Annotated in this window: 16 protein-coding genes; 7 read left to right on the top strand and 9 right to left on the bottom strand. The window is 34.0% G+C overall.

Annotated elements, in window-relative coordinates; all coding sequences use genetic code 11:
• Window positions 1-100: 100 nt before the first annotated feature.
• The 7 genes from rodA to ACN0QX_RS11120 all read right to left on the bottom strand — a co-directional run bounded on the left by rodA (window position 101) and on the right by ACN0QX_RS11120 (window position 7,935).
• The gene (rodA, locus tag ACN0QX_RS11150; RefSeq protein WP_248397855.1) at window positions 101-1,378 is read right to left on the bottom strand and encodes a rod shape-determining protein RodA; all 1,278 of its coding nucleotides are present in this window, start codon (window positions 1,376-1,378) and stop codon (window positions 101-103) included.
• Window positions 1,379-1,383: 5 nt separating this feature from the next.
• On the bottom strand, window positions 1,384-3,315 hold the full coding sequence (mrdA, locus tag ACN0QX_RS11145; protein ID WP_248397858.1) for a penicillin-binding protein 2: 1,932 nt from the start codon (window positions 3,313-3,315) through the stop codon (window positions 1,384-1,386).
• On the bottom strand, window positions 3,315-3,818 hold the full coding sequence (locus ACN0QX_RS11140; RefSeq protein ID WP_417197026.1) for a rod shape-determining protein MreD: 504 nt from the start codon (window positions 3,816-3,818) through the stop codon (window positions 3,315-3,317). Before ACN0QX_RS11140 ends, mrdA begins: the two co-directional genes overlap by 1 nt.
• Window positions 3,811-4,635 (bottom strand): rod shape-determining protein MreC, encoded by an 825-nt coding sequence (mreC, locus tag ACN0QX_RS11135; RefSeq protein WP_417197024.1) that lies wholly within the window; start codon window positions 4,633-4,635, stop codon window positions 3,811-3,813. The genes ACN0QX_RS11140 and mreC overlap by 8 nt, the downstream gene beginning before the upstream one ends.
• An 11-nt stretch (window positions 4,636-4,646) precedes the next feature.
• Window positions 4,647-5,675, bottom strand: a complete 1,029-nt coding sequence (locus ACN0QX_RS11130) for a rod shape-determining protein (RefSeq protein WP_248397866.1) — start codon at window positions 5,673-5,675, stop codon at window positions 4,647-4,649.
• A gap of 159 nt (window positions 5,676-5,834) precedes the next feature.
• Complete coding sequence (purH, locus tag ACN0QX_RS11125; protein WP_417197022.1) at window positions 5,835-7,367, bottom strand: bifunctional phosphoribosylaminoimidazolecarboxamide formyltransferase/IMP cyclohydrolase; 1,533 nt, start codon at window positions 7,365-7,367, stop codon at window positions 5,835-5,837.
• Window positions 7,368-7,479: 112 nt separating this feature from the next.
• Window positions 7,480-7,935 carry a GAF domain-containing protein gene (locus tag ACN0QX_RS11120; protein WP_417197020.1) on the bottom strand — a complete coding sequence of 152 codons (456 nt, stop codon included), beginning with the start codon at window positions 7,933-7,935 and terminating at the stop codon, window positions 7,480-7,482.
• Between the two features lie 94 nt (window positions 7,936-8,029).
• On the opposite strand from ACN0QX_RS11120, the gene xrtF reads away from it, so the two are divergent.
• The 7 genes from xrtF to ACN0QX_RS11085 all read left to right on the top strand — a co-directional run bounded on the left by xrtF (window position 8,030) and on the right by ACN0QX_RS11085 (window position 12,771).
• Window positions 8,030-8,578 carry an exosortase family protein XrtF gene (gene xrtF, locus ACN0QX_RS11115; RefSeq protein WP_417197018.1) on the top strand — a complete coding sequence of 183 codons (549 nt, stop codon included), beginning with the start codon at window positions 8,030-8,032 and terminating at the stop codon, window positions 8,576-8,578.
• Entirely contained in the window at window positions 8,575-9,009 is a 435-nt protein-coding gene (locus tag ACN0QX_RS11110; RefSeq protein ID WP_417197016.1) for an exosortase F system-associated membrane protein, read from the top strand. Before xrtF ends, ACN0QX_RS11110 begins: the two co-directional genes overlap by 4 nt.
• A gap of 60 nt (window positions 9,010-9,069) precedes the next feature.
• Window positions 9,070-9,471 carry an HYC_CC_PP family protein gene (locus ACN0QX_RS11105; protein WP_248397879.1) on the top strand — a complete coding sequence of 134 codons (402 nt, stop codon included), beginning with the start codon at window positions 9,070-9,072 and terminating at the stop codon, window positions 9,469-9,471.
• A gap of 124 nt (window positions 9,472-9,595) precedes the next feature.
• Window positions 9,596-9,805, top strand: a complete 210-nt coding sequence (locus ACN0QX_RS11100) for a heavy-metal-associated domain-containing protein (protein WP_248397882.1) — start codon at window positions 9,596-9,598, stop codon at window positions 9,803-9,805.
• A 1-nt stretch (window position 9,806) separates the two neighbouring features.
• Window positions 9,807-12,044: a TonB-dependent receptor gene (locus ACN0QX_RS11095; protein ID WP_417197013.1), complete on the top strand. Its 2,238-nt coding sequence runs from the start codon at window positions 9,807-9,809 to the stop codon at window positions 12,042-12,044.
• A 56-nt stretch (window positions 12,045-12,100) separates the two neighbouring features.
• Entirely contained in the window at window positions 12,101-12,457 is a 357-nt protein-coding gene (locus ACN0QX_RS11090; RefSeq protein ID WP_248397888.1) for a heavy-metal-associated domain-containing protein, read from the top strand.
• A 107-nt stretch (window positions 12,458-12,564) separates the two neighbouring features.
• Entirely contained in the window at window positions 12,565-12,771 is a 207-nt protein-coding gene (locus ACN0QX_RS11085) for a DUF2007 domain-containing protein (protein WP_248397891.1), read from the top strand.
• Between the two features lie 18 nt (window positions 12,772-12,789).
• Here ACN0QX_RS11085 and ACN0QX_RS11080 read toward each other — a convergent pair whose 3' ends face one another.
• Together ACN0QX_RS11080 and groL are read right to left on the bottom strand one after the other, a co-directional pair.
• Window positions 12,790-15,147, bottom strand: a complete 2,358-nt coding sequence (locus ACN0QX_RS11080) for a hypothetical protein (RefSeq protein WP_417197010.1) — start codon at window positions 15,145-15,147, stop codon at window positions 12,790-12,792.
• Between the two features lie 171 nt (window positions 15,148-15,318).
• A complete protein-coding gene (gene groL / locus ACN0QX_RS11075; RefSeq protein WP_248397894.1) occupies window positions 15,319-16,947 on the bottom strand; it encodes a chaperonin GroEL in 1,629 nt (542 codons plus the stop codon).
• Between the last annotated feature and the right edge of the window lie 83 nt (window positions 16,948-17,030).

Genomic DNA, 17,030 nt, shown 5'->3' with positions numbered 1-17,030 from the left:
TATGTTTTTTTATAAATTAGTAAATTTAATACGTTTCTAGATGAAGAATATCTTATAAAATGAACCTATAGATTTACGATGCAAATTCCATCAGGTATGCTTACCACTCATTAATCCGATTAGAATCTAGCTTAATAAAAATAAATAGCAAAATAGTAAACCCCCAAAGTCCGGAGCCACCATAACTAAAAAAGGGTAGTGGGATACCAATGGTAGGAATTAGGCCCATTACCATGCCTATATTAATCATGAAATGAAAGAATATTATGGAGGCAACGCTATACCCGTAAACACGACTAAATTGCGATTTTTGGAGTTCTGCCAAATGCAGAATCCGTAATAATAGAAGCACAAACACTAAAACAACAAAGGTGGTTCCAGCAAAACCCCACTCTTCGCCAACAGTACTAAATATATAATCGGTATGTTGTTCGGGAACAAATTTTCCCGTGGTTCGTGTGCCTTCTAAATAGCCTTTCCCTTTCCAACCACCAGAGCTAATAGCTTTTTCAGATTCATAGAGATTATACAGGATGTCACGTTGCATTTCTTGAATTTTTACCGGATCCTTCTCTAACCGAAGCCATAAACTAATCCGATCCTTTTGATGCGCTTGTAAAATATTTGTATAAAAAAAGTTTATTGAAAAAGAGATAATAGCGGCCGCACTAAGCATGGCTAATGGCTGTAATACCGATGGTCGTCGTTTTCTTAAAAAATGAAATGCAAATATTAAAACAGCCGAAGCTATAATAGTAATTACAATGCCAAATTTTAAAGCGGCTATTGATATAAATGCCAAAACTACAACAATAGATAAGTAAATTTTTGGTAAGCCTTCTCTGTATAAAACAAAGAAAAAAGAGGTGTAAACAAGTGTGCTTCCAGCATCGTTTTGCATGAGTACTAAAATAGCAGGAAGTGCTATTATAATGCAAAGGCGTATTTGATCTTTAAAGGTCTTAATGTCGGTATTTAAATCACTAACATATTTGGCAACCGCTAAAGCTGTGGCTGCTTTAGCAAACTCACTAGGTTGAATAGTCATACCACCAATACCATACCATGAAATAGCGCCATTTACTTTTTTCCCAAAAAGAAACAACCCAATAAGAGATAGCATGCTTATCAGGTAAATAACACTTGAAAACCGTTCATAAAATTTGGCTTCAATAGATAAAATTAAAACGATAAGAAAAAACGTTAGTATTATAAAAATGAGCTGCTTACCGTAAGGTTGTGAAAAATCAAAATAATCTATAGTATCACCAATATGAGAAGCCGAAAGGATGTTCATCCAACCAAAGCCAACCAACATCATAAATAAAACGATGGTAATCCAGTCAAACTTGAAATATTTATTTGTTTCTCTTGCCATTAGTATTAATTACTGGTGTGTAATTTGCTTTTTAATTTTTCTACTTCTTCTGGTGGAATTGGTTGAAAAGTGGATTGCCTATTAATTTTAAACGGCGCGCCAGAATATGGTTTCAAATATTCATGTTCCAAACTATAGGTTAAAATCCAATCTTGTAAATCGGTTCTTGTAATAGTTTCATTAATATATTTTTCAATCATTAAGCTGGCAATTTTTCCTGCATAAGTAGAACCGTAATGGCCATTTTCCACAAAAACAGCAATGGCAATTTTAGGGTCATCTTTAGGTGCGAATGCTATAAATAAGGAATGATCTGTTAATTGTGTGCGTTTGCCTTCAATGATGGCGAAATTTTCAGCCGTTCCCGTTTTTCCACAAATTTCAATACCTGGAACGCGGAGTGAACGTGCTGTTCCATTGTTTTCATATACATCAAATAAGCCCTCTACTACAGGTTCAAAATGTTTTTTATCAATTGTTGTATAGTTTGGTGTGGTAAATTTCGGGTCTAATTTTTGACCTTCAATATGTTTAATGATATGTGGTGTATAATAAAACCCTCGATTGGCTATAGCAGCTGTCATATTTGCTAAATGTACAGGTGTGACTAAAATTTCACCTTGACCAATGGAGTTTGAAATAATAGTTGTTGCGCCCCAATTAAAATCAGGATACCATTTGTCATAATACGCACCATCTGGGATATTTCCTTTTTTTCCAATAGGTAAATCGGTACCTAAAAACTGTCCCAATCCAAAGCTTTTTACATGCTCGCTCCAGATATCCATAGCTTTGCTAGAATTAGGAACAATATCCAAACTGCGTCTGAAAATAGTGGCGAAATAGGAGTTACAAGATTTAGAAATTCCAGAAATTAAATCGCGATTCCCTCCACCACAGTGGCAACCCATAGTGCCACGACGACCATAATGATAAACACCAGAGCAAAACACATTGGTTTGCGGTGTAATTACACCTTCTTGTAAAGCGGTTAAGGCTACAATAGCCTTAAAAGGTGAACCAGGTTCGTGAACGCGCAAAAGTCCTTTATCTATTAAAGGTAAGTGGATACTGTCATTATATAATCTGGTGTAATTTCTAGAACGTTTTCGACCAACCAATAAATTTGGATCATATGAAGGCGCTGATACCAAAGCTAAAATTTCACCTGTTTTTGGTTCTAAAGCAACAATTCCACCACGCTTATTGGACATGAGTAATTCGCCATATTCCTGTAATCGTTGGTCAATAGTAATGGTAATGTCTTTACCTTGTTTGGGTATGGTATCGTGTTTTCCGTCTTGATAGGGACCAATGTCCCGATTGAAACGGTCTTTTTGGATGAATTTAATACCTTTAACACCACGCAACTCTTCTTCATAAGATAATTCTACACCTTGTTTTCCAATTAAATCGCCCATAATATAGTACGGATTCTTTTCAATCTGGCTTGGTGTCGCTTCAGCAATAAAGCCTAAAACATTGGCTCCAACCGTTGTTTGATAATCACGAAGCAATCGTTTTTGGATATAGAATCCTTCGTATTTTCGCATTTTCTCCTGTAAAACCGCATAATCCTCTTTAGATAAATGGGCTATAAAAACAGAGGGTAATCTAGGCGAATAATTATAAGCACGTTTATAGGTTTTTAAAAATTGTTCCTTGGTTATTTTTAAAAGTGAACAAAATTCGGTTGTATCTAAAGGTTTTACGTCACGAGGAATAACCATCACATCATAGGATGGTTGATTGCCTACTAAAAGTTTGTTATTTCTATCATAAACAAAGCCACGTTTGGGGTAATCGTATACTTTACGGATAGCATTGTCATTTAGGATATCATGCGCTTCTGCTGAATATATCTGCAAATAGAATAGCCTACCAATAAAAGTAAAGCCTACAATAATGATAATAAAAAAGAGTAAAAATTGTCGCATTAAGTTTTCCTACTGAATAAAATGGTTGTTATAAAACACAGTATAATAGTGAATATACTTGAAAATAACGTTTTTTGAAGCACCAAAATTATATCATTAAAGTTAAATATTTCTAAAGCGAATAGAATGAAGTGGTGAATGAAAATTAAAATGATAAAATAAATGACTTTGGCTCCAAAATCTACATTTTTAAACTTAATAGTGTGATGCTCATAAACAGAGCCAAAACAGAATTTAAGTACAACAGGTCTTATAAAAGCTATAGTTACTGCTGCAGCTGCATGAACGCCTCCAGAATCTGAAAACATATCTATTGTTAATCCTAGTGCAAAACTTAATAAAAGAAAAACAAGTCGGTTATTGTTTACAGGAAATAACAAGATAAAAATTACATATATATACGGGTTTATTGACCCTAAAAAGTTAATATGGTTAAACACCAAAACTTGAGCCAACACAAGCACAATAAACTGAACGCTATATAAAAGGACGTTATTATTCATTGCTAGGTTTTAGTAAACTGTTTATTTCAGGTTTATCAACATTTTCTATAATGTACACATATTCAATATCGGTCATGTCATTAAAAAGCTGGACGTTTATGGTATAGAAATTTTCGGCTACATCTAGCCTAAAATCTTGAATCGTTCCAACGGGAATTCCTTTTGGAAAAATTACCGAACGGCCCGAAGTTACAATAGTATCGCCTTTTTTTAAGGGTGCAATTTTAGAAATTTCATTTAACTGCACAACATGAGGTGATTTGGTGTCCCACATTAATGACCCAAAATGATTGGAGTTTTTTAATTGAGCACTAATTTTAATATTAGTATTTAATATGGATAAAACCGTTGCGAACTTATTACTGGTTTGATCTACTATTCCTAAAATTCCATTTGGTGTAATAACCCCGAAATCCTGTTGAATGCTGTCGCGTTTTCCGCGATTAATAAGTAAGACATTGTTTTTTACTGAATAACTATTTTTTATTACACGCGCCGTTGTAAACTTATAATTAACACCCGAATAAATACTATCGGATATAAAACTAGAATTAATAGTATCGTGTGGTGTGTGTAAAACAGAATTTAAACGCGCATTTTCTTCTTGTAAAAGTTGATTTTGCGATTCTAAATTGAAATATACGGTTAAGTTATTTACGGAATTATAAACACCTCCCGTAACAAAATTAGCCGAATTTATAAACTTACTTTTATGATAAGAATGCGATTGAATTGTAAAAATAACCGCAATAAAAAGCAACAGCAAATACAACAAAAAAGTTTTGTTTCTTAAAAAGAATTTAATGATTTGTTGCATGAGTTAGTATGCTATTTTATCAAGACGCTTTTAAACTTTGATAAATTTTTAAGCGTGATACCTGTTCCCCGAACTACTGCACGTAAAGGATCTTCAGCAATGTACACTGGTAAATCCGTTTTTTGTGATAAACGCTTATCTAATCCGCGAAGCATAGAACCACCACCAGCTAAATAAATACCTGTATTATAAATATCGGCAGCTAATTCTGGGGGCGTTTGAGATAGTGTTTCCATAACAGCATCTTCAATACGCAAAATAGATTTATCAAGCGCTTTAGCAATTTCACGGTAGGAAATTTGAACTTGTTTTGGTTTACCTGTTAGTAAATCACGACCTTGAACACTCATGTCTTCTGGAGGTAATTCTAAATCTTCGGTAGCAGCACCAATTTGAATTTTTATCTTTTCGGCAGTACGTTCACCCACATATAAATTATGTTGTGTACGCATGTAATAAATTATGTCATTGGTGAAAACATCACCAGCAATTTTAACCGATTTGTCACAAACAATACCACCCAAAGCAATTACGGCAATTTCGGTAGTACCACCACCTATATCTACAATCATGTTTCCTTTGGGTTGCATAATATCTACTCCAATACCAATAGCGGCTGCCATAGGTTCATGAATTAAGTATACTTCTTTACCGTTAACACGCTCACAAGATTCCTTAACCGCACGCATTTCTACTTCTGTAATCCCCGAAGGAATACAAACTACCATACGCAAGGATGGTGGGAATAATTTTTTCTTAAGGGCAGGGATATTTTTTATAAACAGACTAATCATTTGCTCACTGGCATCAAAATCTGCAATTACACCATCTTTTAATGGCCTAATAGTTTTAATGTTTTCATGAGTTTTTCCTTGCATCATGCTGGCTTCTTTTCCAACGGCAATTATTTTTCCAGAAATTCTATCACGTGCAACAATAGACGGACTATCCACAACCACCTTGTCATTATGAATAATAAGGGTGTTTGCAGTACCTAAATCTATTGCAATTTCTTCAGTTAAGAAGTCAAAAAATCCCATGTGCTTAAGTCGTTTATTTGAGGGTTGTTAATCAAATCTTGTAAATGTAATAAAAGTATTGCAATTATTATCTGTGGTTTACTTATTGGATGATTTTTATATCTGTTTTTATTTGAAATTTCGTTGAAAGCAATACTGATTTTCACTTTCATAAAAATACTAATGTTTAAAATGACGTGTTCCTGTCATAACCATGGACACATTATTTTCATTACAATAATCCACACTTAACTGATCCTTTATAGAACCACCTGGTTGAATGACCGCTGAAATTCCTGCATTATCGGCAATTTCAACACAATCAGGGAATGGGAAAAAAGCATCACTTGCCATAACCGCACCTTTTAAATCGAAATTAAAAGATTGTGCCTTGTGAATAGCTTGATTTAAAGCGTCCACACGACTGGTTTGTCCGGTTCCACTAGCGCATAATTGCTTATTTTTTGCTAAAACGATGGTGTTAGATTTAGTGTGCTTACAAATTTTAGAAGCAAATATTAAATCTTCTAACTCACTTTCGCTTGGTTTATTGTTAGTGGCATAGGTTAAATTCTCAATAGTGTCTGTTAAACTATCGCGTTCTTGAACTAAAACACCATTTAAACAGGTTCTCACAATAGTTTTTGGAAGTTCAATATCGTTTTGCGTTAATAAAATACGGTTCTTTTTACCTTTTAAAATTTCTAAAGCAGATTCAGAAAAAGAAGGTGCAATAACCACTTCGCAAAATAAACTATGGATTTCAGTTGCCGTTGCTTGGTCAATTTTCGTATTGCAGATTAAAATGCCTCCAAATGCCGAAACAGGGTCTCCAGCTAAAGCATCTGTATACGCTTGTTTTACGGTATTTCTTTGCGCAAAACCACAGGCGTTATTGTGTTTTAAAATAGCAAACGTTGGCGCTTCACCTTTAAATTCATTCATTAAATTTACAGCTGCATCTACATCTAATAAGTTGTTGTAGCTTAATTCTTTGCCATGAAGCTTGGTAAACATAGCGTCAAAATTGCCGAAGAAAAATCCTTTTTGGTGTGGGTTTTCGCCATAACGCAAAACTTGACCATTGTTTTCGCTTAATTTAAAACTGGCAATCTCATGATCTTGGTTGAAATAATTAAAAATAGCCGAATCGTAATGAGATGATAAATTGAAGGATTTTGCTGCAAAACGTTTTCTGTCTGCTTCCGTTGTTTCTCCTTTTTGAGTTTCAAGTAACTCTAAAAATTCCTTGTAATCATTTACAGAAGCCACGCAAACTACATCGGCATAATTTTTAGCTGCAGCGCGGATAAGTGAAATACCACCAATATCAATCTTTTCAATAATATCTTGTGTGTCGGCACCTGAAGCTACCGTTTTTTCAAAGGGATATAAATCTACAATGACTAGATCTATTTGCGGAATATTAAATTCAGCCAATTCTGCAACATCACTTGTATTATTTTGTCTGTTTAAAATACCGCCAAAAACTTTTGGGTGTAATGTTTTTACGCGACCTCCCAAAATAGATGGGTAGGAGGTTACATCTTCAACAGGAACGACAGGAATGCCTAGATCCTTAATGAATTTTTCGGTTCCTCCTGTGGAGTATATCGTAACGTTTTGTTGGTGTAATGTTTTTACAATTGGCGCTAACCCGTCTTTACTGAAAACAGAAATTAATGCCGATTTAATAGTTTTAGTTGTACTCATGTGTGTTGTGTTGTTTTATGCCTGCAAAAGTAGGGAATTACATTAAAAAAAGTGGTTGTGTTTTGGTTTAAAACACAACTGTTTTTCAACTTAAAAAGGAAGTTATTAACAGTTATAAAATTGTAGCAACTTTTTTGCAAACAAACTCCAAAAAGCGTTCATCCATTTCTGTAAACGGATCGGGTGTATTGGAATCGATATCAATTTGTCCAATATTCTGACTATTTACAAAAATAGGGACTACAATTTCAGCCTTTACGGTTAGGCTGCACGCAATATAATTATCTTGAGCAGACACATCGGGAACCACAAAGTTCTGATTGCTAATAGCAACTTGACCACAAATACCTTTTCCAAACGGAATAATGGTATGATCTGTAGGTTCACCAACATAAGGGCCTAATTTTAATTCGTTTTTATCACCATTTTTAAAATAAAAACCAACCCAATTATAATAGGGTATTTCTTTTTCAAGTAAAGCACAAATAGCTAATAGTCTGTCATCTACAGATGTTTCTGTTTTTTGAATAATTTCAGTTACAGCAGGTTTTAATTCTTGGAGTGTCATTAGTTTTTTAAGTTTCCGCAAAAGTATTTAAATTGCAATGATTTATACGTGTCAATTTGTATAACTTTAACAACGAAATGACTAAAATTTTAGCGTGAAAAAACTACTTCAAAAATACAAATCGGTTATTAGGTTTATACTCACGTTTTTGTTGGTTTATGCGGTTATGACGTTTGGGTATAAATTTTATTTGCAATTATCAACCGGTGCGGTTTATTATCCGGATTATATGACACATATTGTGGCGCAACAAAGTGCGGATTTGCTGCAAACATTGGGTTATGAGGCGCAGGTTTTGCCACATCCAGATGAAGCGTCCATGAAACTTTTTATCAATGAGAAATATGTAGCACGTGTTATTGAAGGCTGTAATTCCGTAAGTGTTATCATTCTGTTTATGGCATTTATTCTAGCGTTTTCAGGTCGTTTTAAAACAACTATTATTTACCTTTTAGCTGGAAGCGTTTTGATTTATGTTGTTAATTTGTTTCGTGTGGTGATACTTTCAGTTGGGTTATACCATTATCCATGGCGAAAAGATATTTTGCATACCGTTATTTTTCCTGCCATTATTTATGGTATGGTGTGTTTGCTTTGGGTAGTTTGGGTTAACCGATTTTCAAAAATAGCTTCCAACAAATGAGTAAAGCATTAACTTATTTAACCATTGGAGTTTTAGCTACAATGTTAGTGTTAATCCGTGTATTTGAGCAACAGTTGTTTTATGATCCGTTTTTAGCATTTTTTCAAAACGATTATCTTTATATTGATTCACCAAGACGTGAAGTGTTTAAGCTCACCGCTTTTACCAGTTTGCGTTTTCTATTGAATACGGTTCTGTCTCTAGGTATTTTATTTGCCATTTTTAAAGATGTCAGCGTGCTTAAATTTTCGTTATTAATTTATGGTGCTGCTTATCTGATTCTTATTTTATTGTTTTTGTATTTTGTAATCAATCCGAAACAAGAGGATTATTATTTGTTTTTTAATACGCGACGCTTTTTAATTCAGCCACTTATTCTTTTACTTCTTATTCCGGCTTTTTTCTATCATAAGAAGAATACCGCGCATTAATCAAGCTTAAAAATTATTTTATCAAACACATTTATTGTAAATTTGCAGCACAATTACGGTATGATAAAAACCTTTATATATAAAACATTTTCTGCTAGCATGGCTTTGTTAGTCTTATTTTCAACGGTATCTTTTACTGTTGAAAAGCATTTTTGTGGTGATGTTTTAATTGATGCAGCCGTTTTTGATACCGCTGAAAAATGCACATCAGACAGTTATGAGCTAAAAGCAGCTATGGATTGCTGTAAAGACACGATTGATGTTATAAAAGGTCAAGATGAATTAAGCGTAAAAACGTTCAATGACCTCGATTTTGATCAGCAGTTATTTATAGCGACTTATGCGCATACTTACTTAAATTTATTTGAAGGTTTACCACAATTGGTTATTCCTCATGAAAACTATTCTCCTCCCAACTTGATTTTCGATATTCAGATTCTGGATCAAGTTTTCATCATTTGATTATTTAACGATTTTTATTTTGTGAGTTTTTCCTCATAAAAACCCTATTGGTTTTGTGTGTCAGTGGCTTCATTGATTAACAAAACAACTTATAAATACGTTAAATTTTAATTCGATATTAATAATGATACATACATATACCATTTCAGGGATGACCTGCAATGGCTGTGAAAATTTAGTGGAAGATGCGCTAATAAAGCTGGATGCCATTCAAGATGTTCAAGTCCATATAGAAGCTTCAGAAGCAAGCATGACATTGAAAAAAGAGATAGGCTTGTCCACATTACAAGAGGCACTTCCGAAACAGTTCACCATCAAACCAAATCTTTCTTAATATGAAAAATATATTATTTATTTTAGGCTTTATGCCATTTTTGGTTATGTCTCAAGATAACTTGAAAGGTGTAATTTTAGAAGCCAATCAAGATCAAAAAGAAATGCCTGTGGCAGGTGCCAATGTTTATTGGTTAAACACTGCTGTTGGTGCTGTTACGGATTTTGACGGGAATTTTACCATTCCTTATCAATCTGATTATGAAAAATTAGTCGTCAGTTTTGTAGGTTATAAAACGGATACGATTTCTGTTCATTCTGTCAAGCCTATAAAGCATTTATTAGAACCAACAAGTGCATTGGATGAGGTTGTCGTAACCTCCAGAAATCAAGCTACAGCAAAATCATATTTACAATCCCAAAATATTATGGTGGTAAGTAGCGATGAATTATTAAAAGCAGCTTGTTGTAATTTGGCAGAAAGCTTTGAAACCAATCCATCAATTGATGTAAATTTTGCGGATGCCGTTTCGGGAACACGACAAATAAAAATGTTAGGATTAACCACGCCTTATATTTTGATTGCTACAGAAAACATTCCGTCTATTCGCGGTGCATCTCAAGCTTACGGATTAAGTTTTATTCCAGGTACTTGGGTAGAAAGTATTCAAATTGGTAAAGGCGCCGGAAGTGTGGTTAATGGTTTTGAAAGTATTGCAGGGCAAATAAATGCCGAACTAGTAAAACCTTCAACGGATAAAAAATTATTTGTCAATCTTTATGGTGGCAATAATGATCGCTATGAATTAAATACTCATGTAAATACCAAAGTAAGTGAGAAATGGGCAACCGGTTTATATCTTCATGGCAGTACTCAAAACACGAAACATGACGTAAATGATGATAATTTTATGGATATGCCAACCTACAATCAGATTAATGTAATGAACAGGTGGCAATATACCAACCCGGAAAAGGGTATTGTTAGCTTTATTAATTTGAAGTATTTAAACGATGGTAAGCAAACAGGAGAAGTCAATTTTAATCCAGACACAGACAAAGGAACTACGAATGCTTGGGGAAGTGAAATTGATACCGAACGTTATGAGGTGTCTGCAAAGTTGGGTTATGTAAACCCGAACATTCCGTATCAAAGTATTGGTGTTCAAACGGCTTTTAGTCGGCATGAACAGGATTCTTATTTTGGGCTGAATGTTTATGATATTGTTCAAAACAGTTTATATGCCAATGCCATGTACAATACCTTAATTGGTGATACACGTCATAAAGTAAAAACAGGTTTAAGTTTTACTTATGATCATTATGATGAGTTGGTAAATACCCAAGATTACGAACGAACGGAATCATCTGTAGGTGCATTTTTTGAGTATAATTATGATAATTTAGAGAACTTAAACCTAACGGCCGGTGTTCGTGTAGATGAGCATAATTTACTCGGATTTTTTGTAACGCCAAGATTGCATTTGCGATATACACCTTGGGAAAAGTCAGCATTTAGAGCATCCGTTGGTCGTGGAAAACGTAGTGCGAATATCTTTACAGAAAATCAACAAATGTTTGCAACATCAAGAACAATTAACATTGTTAATTCTGGAGGTGCTGTTTATGGGCTAGACCCAGAAATTGCTTGGAATTACGGCGTTTCATTCCTGCAAGGGTTTAATTTGTTTGGTAGAAAAGGTGATGTGACGTTTGATTATTACCGCACCGATTTTCAAAATCAAATTGTCGTAGATTATGAAAACCCACAGGCAGTCAGTTTTTATAATTTGGAAGGTGATAGTTATGCCAATAGTTTTCAAGCAGAAGTAAATTATACTATATTTAATCGTTTTGATTTACGTTTGGCTTACAAGTATTACGATGTTAAAACCCAATACCAATCCGGTAAATTGGATAAGCCATTAACGCCAAAACACCGTTTCTTTGCCAACGCTGGATATGAAACGCATCAAACCGATTCTGGTGGTCATTGGAAATTTGATGCCACATATAATTGGTTAAGTAAGCAACGTTTTTCGTCCACGCAAACAAATCCAGTAGCGTATCAATTACCAAAGTATACACCAACGGTTGGAACTTTAAATTTGCAAGTCACTAAAGTATTTTCTCCGAAATTTGAAGTATATTTAGGAGGCGAAAACGTCACCAATGTGCGTCAAGATAATCCAATTGTAGCAGCCGATGATCCGTTTGGCGCTAATTTTGATACCACATTTGTATATGGATCCGTATTTGGTAGTATGTATTATGCCGGATTGCGATTTAAAATTAATTAAAACTAAAAATAATAATCAGATTTCTGTTTTTACAGAATTCATAAAAGAAAAACAACATGAAAAAATTAGGAATATTAATAGTCATGCTTTTTGGTTTAACAGCCTTTTCACAAGATAAGAACGCCAGAGCTTCTATAGAAGTAGATGGTGTTTGTAATATGTGTAAAGAACGCATTGAGAAAGCATGTATTAGAACAAAAGGTGTAAAATCGGCTGTATGGAATGTAGAGACTCATGAGTTAAAGCTGATTTTTGATGAACGTAAAACCGATTTAAAAACCATTAATCAAAGTATTGCCGATATTGGTCACGATACCAAAGAAATCAAAGCAAGCGATGATGCTTATAATAGCTTACATGCCTGTTGCTTATATAGAGATGAAGCAGTACAAGAGGATCATAAAAATGATTAATTAACGGAAAACTATATAGAAAACCCAAGCATAAAGTTTGGGTTTTTTTATTGTTGACATATTCCATTAAAATGATTAACTTACTATATCATTAAAAAAGAAGAACCATGTCAAGAAAACTAATCCTATCCAGTAATTCTCAAGTGCAAGTTTCAGGTGTAAAAAATGCCTTGGACGAAGCGCAAATTGCATATTTTGAAATTAATAAATCTGATTCTTCCTATCCGGGAATTTTAGGTCAAATTGAAATTCATGTTCATGATGCTGATGAAGCCAAAGCTTTATTAGTAATTAAGGATTTGGTAAACAATTAATCGTTTCTCCGTTTCCTTTTATTTTAATTTAATAGTTTCTACTTTCGAAATTAAACTGCCATCTTCACACATACCTTCAATATAGAGGTTTATCTCATTGTAGAAATAGTTCGGGATATTGAATACAAATTCGCCATTCTGATTGGGTGTCACATTCGGAATCCAATTTAAAACGCCCATTTTTGAAAAAGCATCACGTTTGGTTGTGTTGTACATTGGCGCATAGTAGCTTTTAGGCATAGAGTAACCTATTTTAATGGCATTGCTGCTAAACTTGCCTTTCGGATTGTTTTTGGATCTGCCACCATCTTTAGTGAAAATGTTTATGGTGCCTCCAGCGCCATCCATACCATAACCTGTTTTTGCGACAAATAATTTTTCGACTTCTGCAACCGTTAAATGTTGTATAAGTTCTAATTGATCTGAAACAATAATACCGTCCAAGTATACATTCGGGCTTAATCTTCCTTGTAAGTTAGAACTTCGCCTAGAAAGTAGTTTTATGGTAGATTGTCCAGATTCTATTACATCAAAACCATTACTTCGTATAACATCTAGAATCCGTGTTGAAAAGTTATAAACGCTCTTTAAATCTACAGAACGATTATTAACTCCTCCATTAATCATGAACTTTTCTTGTCTCGATTCTTTTTTAACTTTAAACATAATGGTATCCAACTGGGTGATGGACTCATCGTAAACGAAGTTGTCATTAGTTGAAATAATGGTAACCGGATTTTTGATAATGTTTTTGGTGTCAAGCGAATCATTTTTAAAGGTAGGGTACACATTATAATATACTCTAGGGGTTACTAATTTCCCGCGTTTATTTTTCGCACTCAAGGAAACTACCGAACTATCCATTAATGATAAATGTTCAAAACTGAAATAGGAGTCTTTAACTTCAGTAGATATCATTAATTCATTGTTAGCTGAAAAAAGTACGATTTCTTTATACTCATCAGCATTTGTTTCATTAATTTTTCCTTGTATTTGAAAGCCAGCTTCAAAATTATATTTTGCAATTTGTGGTACATGAAAGATGGTATTCCATTCATAACGACTCCAGCCTTGTGTAAGCAGCAATAAATCTAAATTATAATTGGTTTTTCGCTCGTTATCTTTAAAATATGCTTGTGGATTATCGACTGAACCTTTAATATATGGTTGTAATAGAAATGCTGAAATAATGGTATTGCTATTGTTGTAAGATTCTGTTGAAGCTGGTAAAACAGAAACACTCATGTATTTTTTTAATGTATTTTTTTTATTCGAAACCAATCTGATTTGCGTAGAATCGTATCCAACCTTTTTTCCTAAAAATGACACATCATGAATTAAATTTTCAGTTTTATGAAACACCAAGCGCTCTAAAACAGGTTGGTTTTTTTCATTAAAAACAGTTAGAATATTCATGCCACTATACAAATCTGTTTTCGGAATTGCTATAGTATATTCAAAGGTGTTAGCTTCAAATTTGATGTCTATTTTTTTAAGAAGCCCATCTCTATGAATCAATAAGTAGTACGGTTTTTCCAATAAATATGGTAAGGTGCGCTTATTGGTTTTTACACTAACAAATAAGGTGTTTTGGTTAAGCGTATTTACAGTTAGTGACAAACCTGTAACATCTGCTTTTTGCATATTTTGATAAATATTAGAACCGTTTTCTAATGTAGCTTCAACCGTATAGGTTTCATTTTCTGAAACTAACATACTAAATTTCCCAATACCAAAGTCGTTACTCTTAAAGGTTGAAATGGTATTCCCCTTGCTATCTCGTACTTTTCCGGATGTTATAATTAAAGGGTCTCCGTTAATATCTGTTCCTTTAAAACCAATGCTGTTATTAGTGTTTAGCAGTAAATGCCCCCCTTCAGGTAATAATTGGAAATCGTATTTTTGCTCGCTTTCGGTGGGATTTTCAAAATTTGAATCACTACCTATAATTTCAAATTGATGAAGACTGTAATGAGGTTCATTAAAGTTTTTCATCCAATTGGTTGTCACCTTTAAAAAATAGATGCCAGGAAAATAATTATCTTTTAAATTGAAGTTTCCATGCGTTATACCATTTTCAGCATAGTACATTTTTTTTTCAATTAAAAGGCCGTCAGCATCATAAACGCTAGCATGCACATTACTCGTTGTTAAATAGGGTTTTTGTGTTTGTGTATTATAAATGTACGTTTTAAACCAAAGCTCTTCTGAACTTGAATACTTCGATTTATTAACCTGAGTATAAATAGTTTCAGGTTGGAGTTTGTAGTAATCCAGATATTTTTTTTCAACGAAATTAAACTCTGGGTTTTGTGCAATGCCATAAGTTGAACAAAGTACAAATAGTAAGAAAGCTACTATGTTTTTAATCATCATTTTAGGTTAAAGTTATGAATGAGGCTTTTATAAGATTAAAAGTACTGTTTTTATTAATAATGAAAAAACGGTTTCCCGTCAATAATCCATTTTTTTCATGGATGGGAATAAAAAACGCCTCAATTTCTTGAGGCGTTTTTAAAATTATAATTTAAGTTATAAAGTTTTGGACTACATCATGCCTGGCATTCCGCCACCGCCCATTGGCATAGCAGGTGCATCTTCTTTAATGTCAATTAAAGCACATTCAGTCGTTAAAATCATTCCTGCAACAGATGCTGCATTTTCTAATGCTACACGTGTTACTTTTTTAGGATCGATAATTCCAGCTTTTAGCATATCAACATAGGTTCCTGATTTAGCATCAAAACCAAAGTCTTTTTTACCTTCTAATACTTTAGCAATTACAACGCTTCCTTCGCCACCTGCATTTTCAACAATGGTTCTTAAAGGTGCTTCAATAGCACGTGCTACAATTTGGATACCTGTAACTTCGTCTAAATTTTCAGCTGTTAATTTTTGTAATAAACCAATGGCTCTTACAAGCGCAACACCACCACCAGCAACAATACCTTCTTCAACGGCAGCTCTAGTTGCGTGAAGTGCATCATCCACACGGTCTTTCTTTTCTTTCATTTCCACTTCACTAGCCGCACCAACATAAAGTACAGCAACACCTCCAGCTAATTTGGCTAAACGTTCTTGAAGTTTTTCCTTATCATAATCGCTTGTTGTTGTTTCAATTTGCGCTTTGATTTGGTTTACACGGTTTTTAATGGCGCTAGCATCTCCAGAACCATTTACAATAGTGGTATTATCCTTATCAATAGTTACTGTTTCAGCAGTTCCTAACATGCTTAAATCGGCGTTTTCTAATGAAAAACCACGCTCTTCAGAAATAACAACACCACCTGTAAGAATAGCAATATCTTCTAACATGGCTTTACGTCTGTCTCCAAAACCAGGTGCTTTAACAGCAGCAATTTTAAGTCCACCACGTAATTTATTTACAACTAATGTTGCAAGTGCTTGACCTTCTACATCTTCAGCGATAATTAATAATGGTCTTCCAGATTGCGCAACTGGCTCTAAAATTGGAAGTATTTCTTGTAGGTTTGAAATTTTCTTGTCAAATAATAAAATGTATGGATTTTCTAAATCAGCAACCATTTTATCAGAATCAGTAACAAAGTAAGGCGATAAATAACCTCTGTCAAATTGCATGCCTTCTACAACATCCACATAGGTTTCCATTCCTTTAGCTTCTTCAACGGTAATAACACCTTCTTTTCCAACTTTACTAAACGCTTTGGCAATTAAATCGCCAATTGTTTCATCGTTGTTCGCAGAAATAGAAGCAACTTGCTTTATTTTTTCAGAAGAATTCCCAACTTGTTTGGACTGCTTAGCAAGATCTGCAACAATAGTCTCAACAGCTTTGTCAATACCGCGTTTTAAATCCATTGGATTTGCACCTGCCGCTACGTTTCTTAAACCTTCTTTTACAATTGCCTGCGCCAATACGGTAGCTGTAGTTGTGCCATCACCAGCTAAATCGTTGGTTCTACTAGCAACTTCTTTTACCATTTGTGCGCCCATATTTTCAAGCTCATTTTCAAGCTCTACTTCTTTAGCAACTGTTACACCATCTTTAGTTACTTGTGGTGCACCAAAACTTCTACTAATAATTACGTTACGACCTTTTGGTCCTAATGTTACTTTTACTGCATTTGCTAATGCATCCACACCACGTTTTAAACCGTCGCGTGCGTCAATATCAAATTTTATATCTTTTGCCATAATGAATAATTTTATTTAAAATTTTAAACTTTAAAAAATCAGTAATCAGATTCCAAAAAGGAATTCAAGTGTGTCAATTTTTA

Source organism: Bizionia sp., from assembly GCF_048259285.1.
GTDB lineage: Bacteria > Bacteroidota > Bacteroidia > Flavobacteriales > Flavobacteriaceae > Algorimicrobium > Algorimicrobium hallyeonense.
The sequence above is the reverse complement of the archived record's forward strand: the minus strand, read 5'-3'. Positions and strand labels throughout refer to the sequence as shown.

Excerpts from the sequence above, each read along its gene's own strand:
- rodA (WP_248397855.1), bottom strand. The coding sequence starts at position 1,378 with ATGGCAAGAGAAACAAATAAATATTTCAAGTTTGACTGGATTACCATC.
- mrdA (WP_248397858.1), bottom strand. The coding sequence starts at position 3,315 with ATGCGACAATTTTTACTCTTTTTTATTATCATTATTGTAGGCTTTACT.
- ACN0QX_RS11140 (WP_417197026.1), bottom strand. The coding sequence starts at position 3,818 with ATGAATAATAACGTCCTTTTATATAGCGTTCAGTTTATTGTGCTTGTG.
- mreC (WP_417197024.1), bottom strand. The coding sequence starts at position 4,635 with ATGCAACAAATCATTAAATTCTTTTTAAGAAACAAAACTTTTTTGTTG.
- ACN0QX_RS11130 (WP_248397866.1), bottom strand. The coding sequence starts at position 5,675 with ATGGGATTTTTTGACTTCTTAACTGAAGAAATTGCAATAGATTTAGGT.
- purH (WP_417197022.1), bottom strand. The coding sequence starts at position 7,367 with ATGAGTACAACTAAAACTATTAAATCGGCATTAATTTCTGTTTTCAGT.
- ACN0QX_RS11120 (WP_417197020.1), bottom strand. The coding sequence starts at position 7,935 with ATGACACTCCAAGAATTAAAACCTGCTGTAACTGAAATTATTCAAAAA.
- ACN0QX_RS11110 (WP_417197016.1), top strand. The coding sequence starts at position 8,575 with ATGAGTAAAGCATTAACTTATTTAACCATTGGAGTTTTAGCTACAATG.
- ACN0QX_RS11105 (WP_248397879.1), top strand. The coding sequence starts at position 9,070 with ATGATAAAAACCTTTATATATAAAACATTTTCTGCTAGCATGGCTTTG.
- ACN0QX_RS11100 (WP_248397882.1), top strand. The coding sequence starts at position 9,596 with ATGATACATACATATACCATTTCAGGGATGACCTGCAATGGCTGTGAA.
- ACN0QX_RS11095 (WP_417197013.1), top strand. The coding sequence starts at position 9,807 with ATGAAAAATATATTATTTATTTTAGGCTTTATGCCATTTTTGGTTATG.
- ACN0QX_RS11090 (WP_248397888.1), top strand. The coding sequence starts at position 12,101 with ATGAAAAAATTAGGAATATTAATAGTCATGCTTTTTGGTTTAACAGCC.
- ACN0QX_RS11085 (WP_248397891.1), top strand. The coding sequence starts at position 12,565 with ATGTCAAGAAAACTAATCCTATCCAGTAATTCTCAAGTGCAAGTTTCA.
- ACN0QX_RS11080 (WP_417197010.1), bottom strand. The coding sequence starts at position 15,147 with ATGATGATTAAAAACATAGTAGCTTTCTTACTATTTGTACTTTGTTCA.
- groL (WP_248397894.1), bottom strand. The coding sequence starts at position 16,947 with ATGGCAAAAGATATAAAATTTGATATTGACGCACGCGACGGTTTAAAA.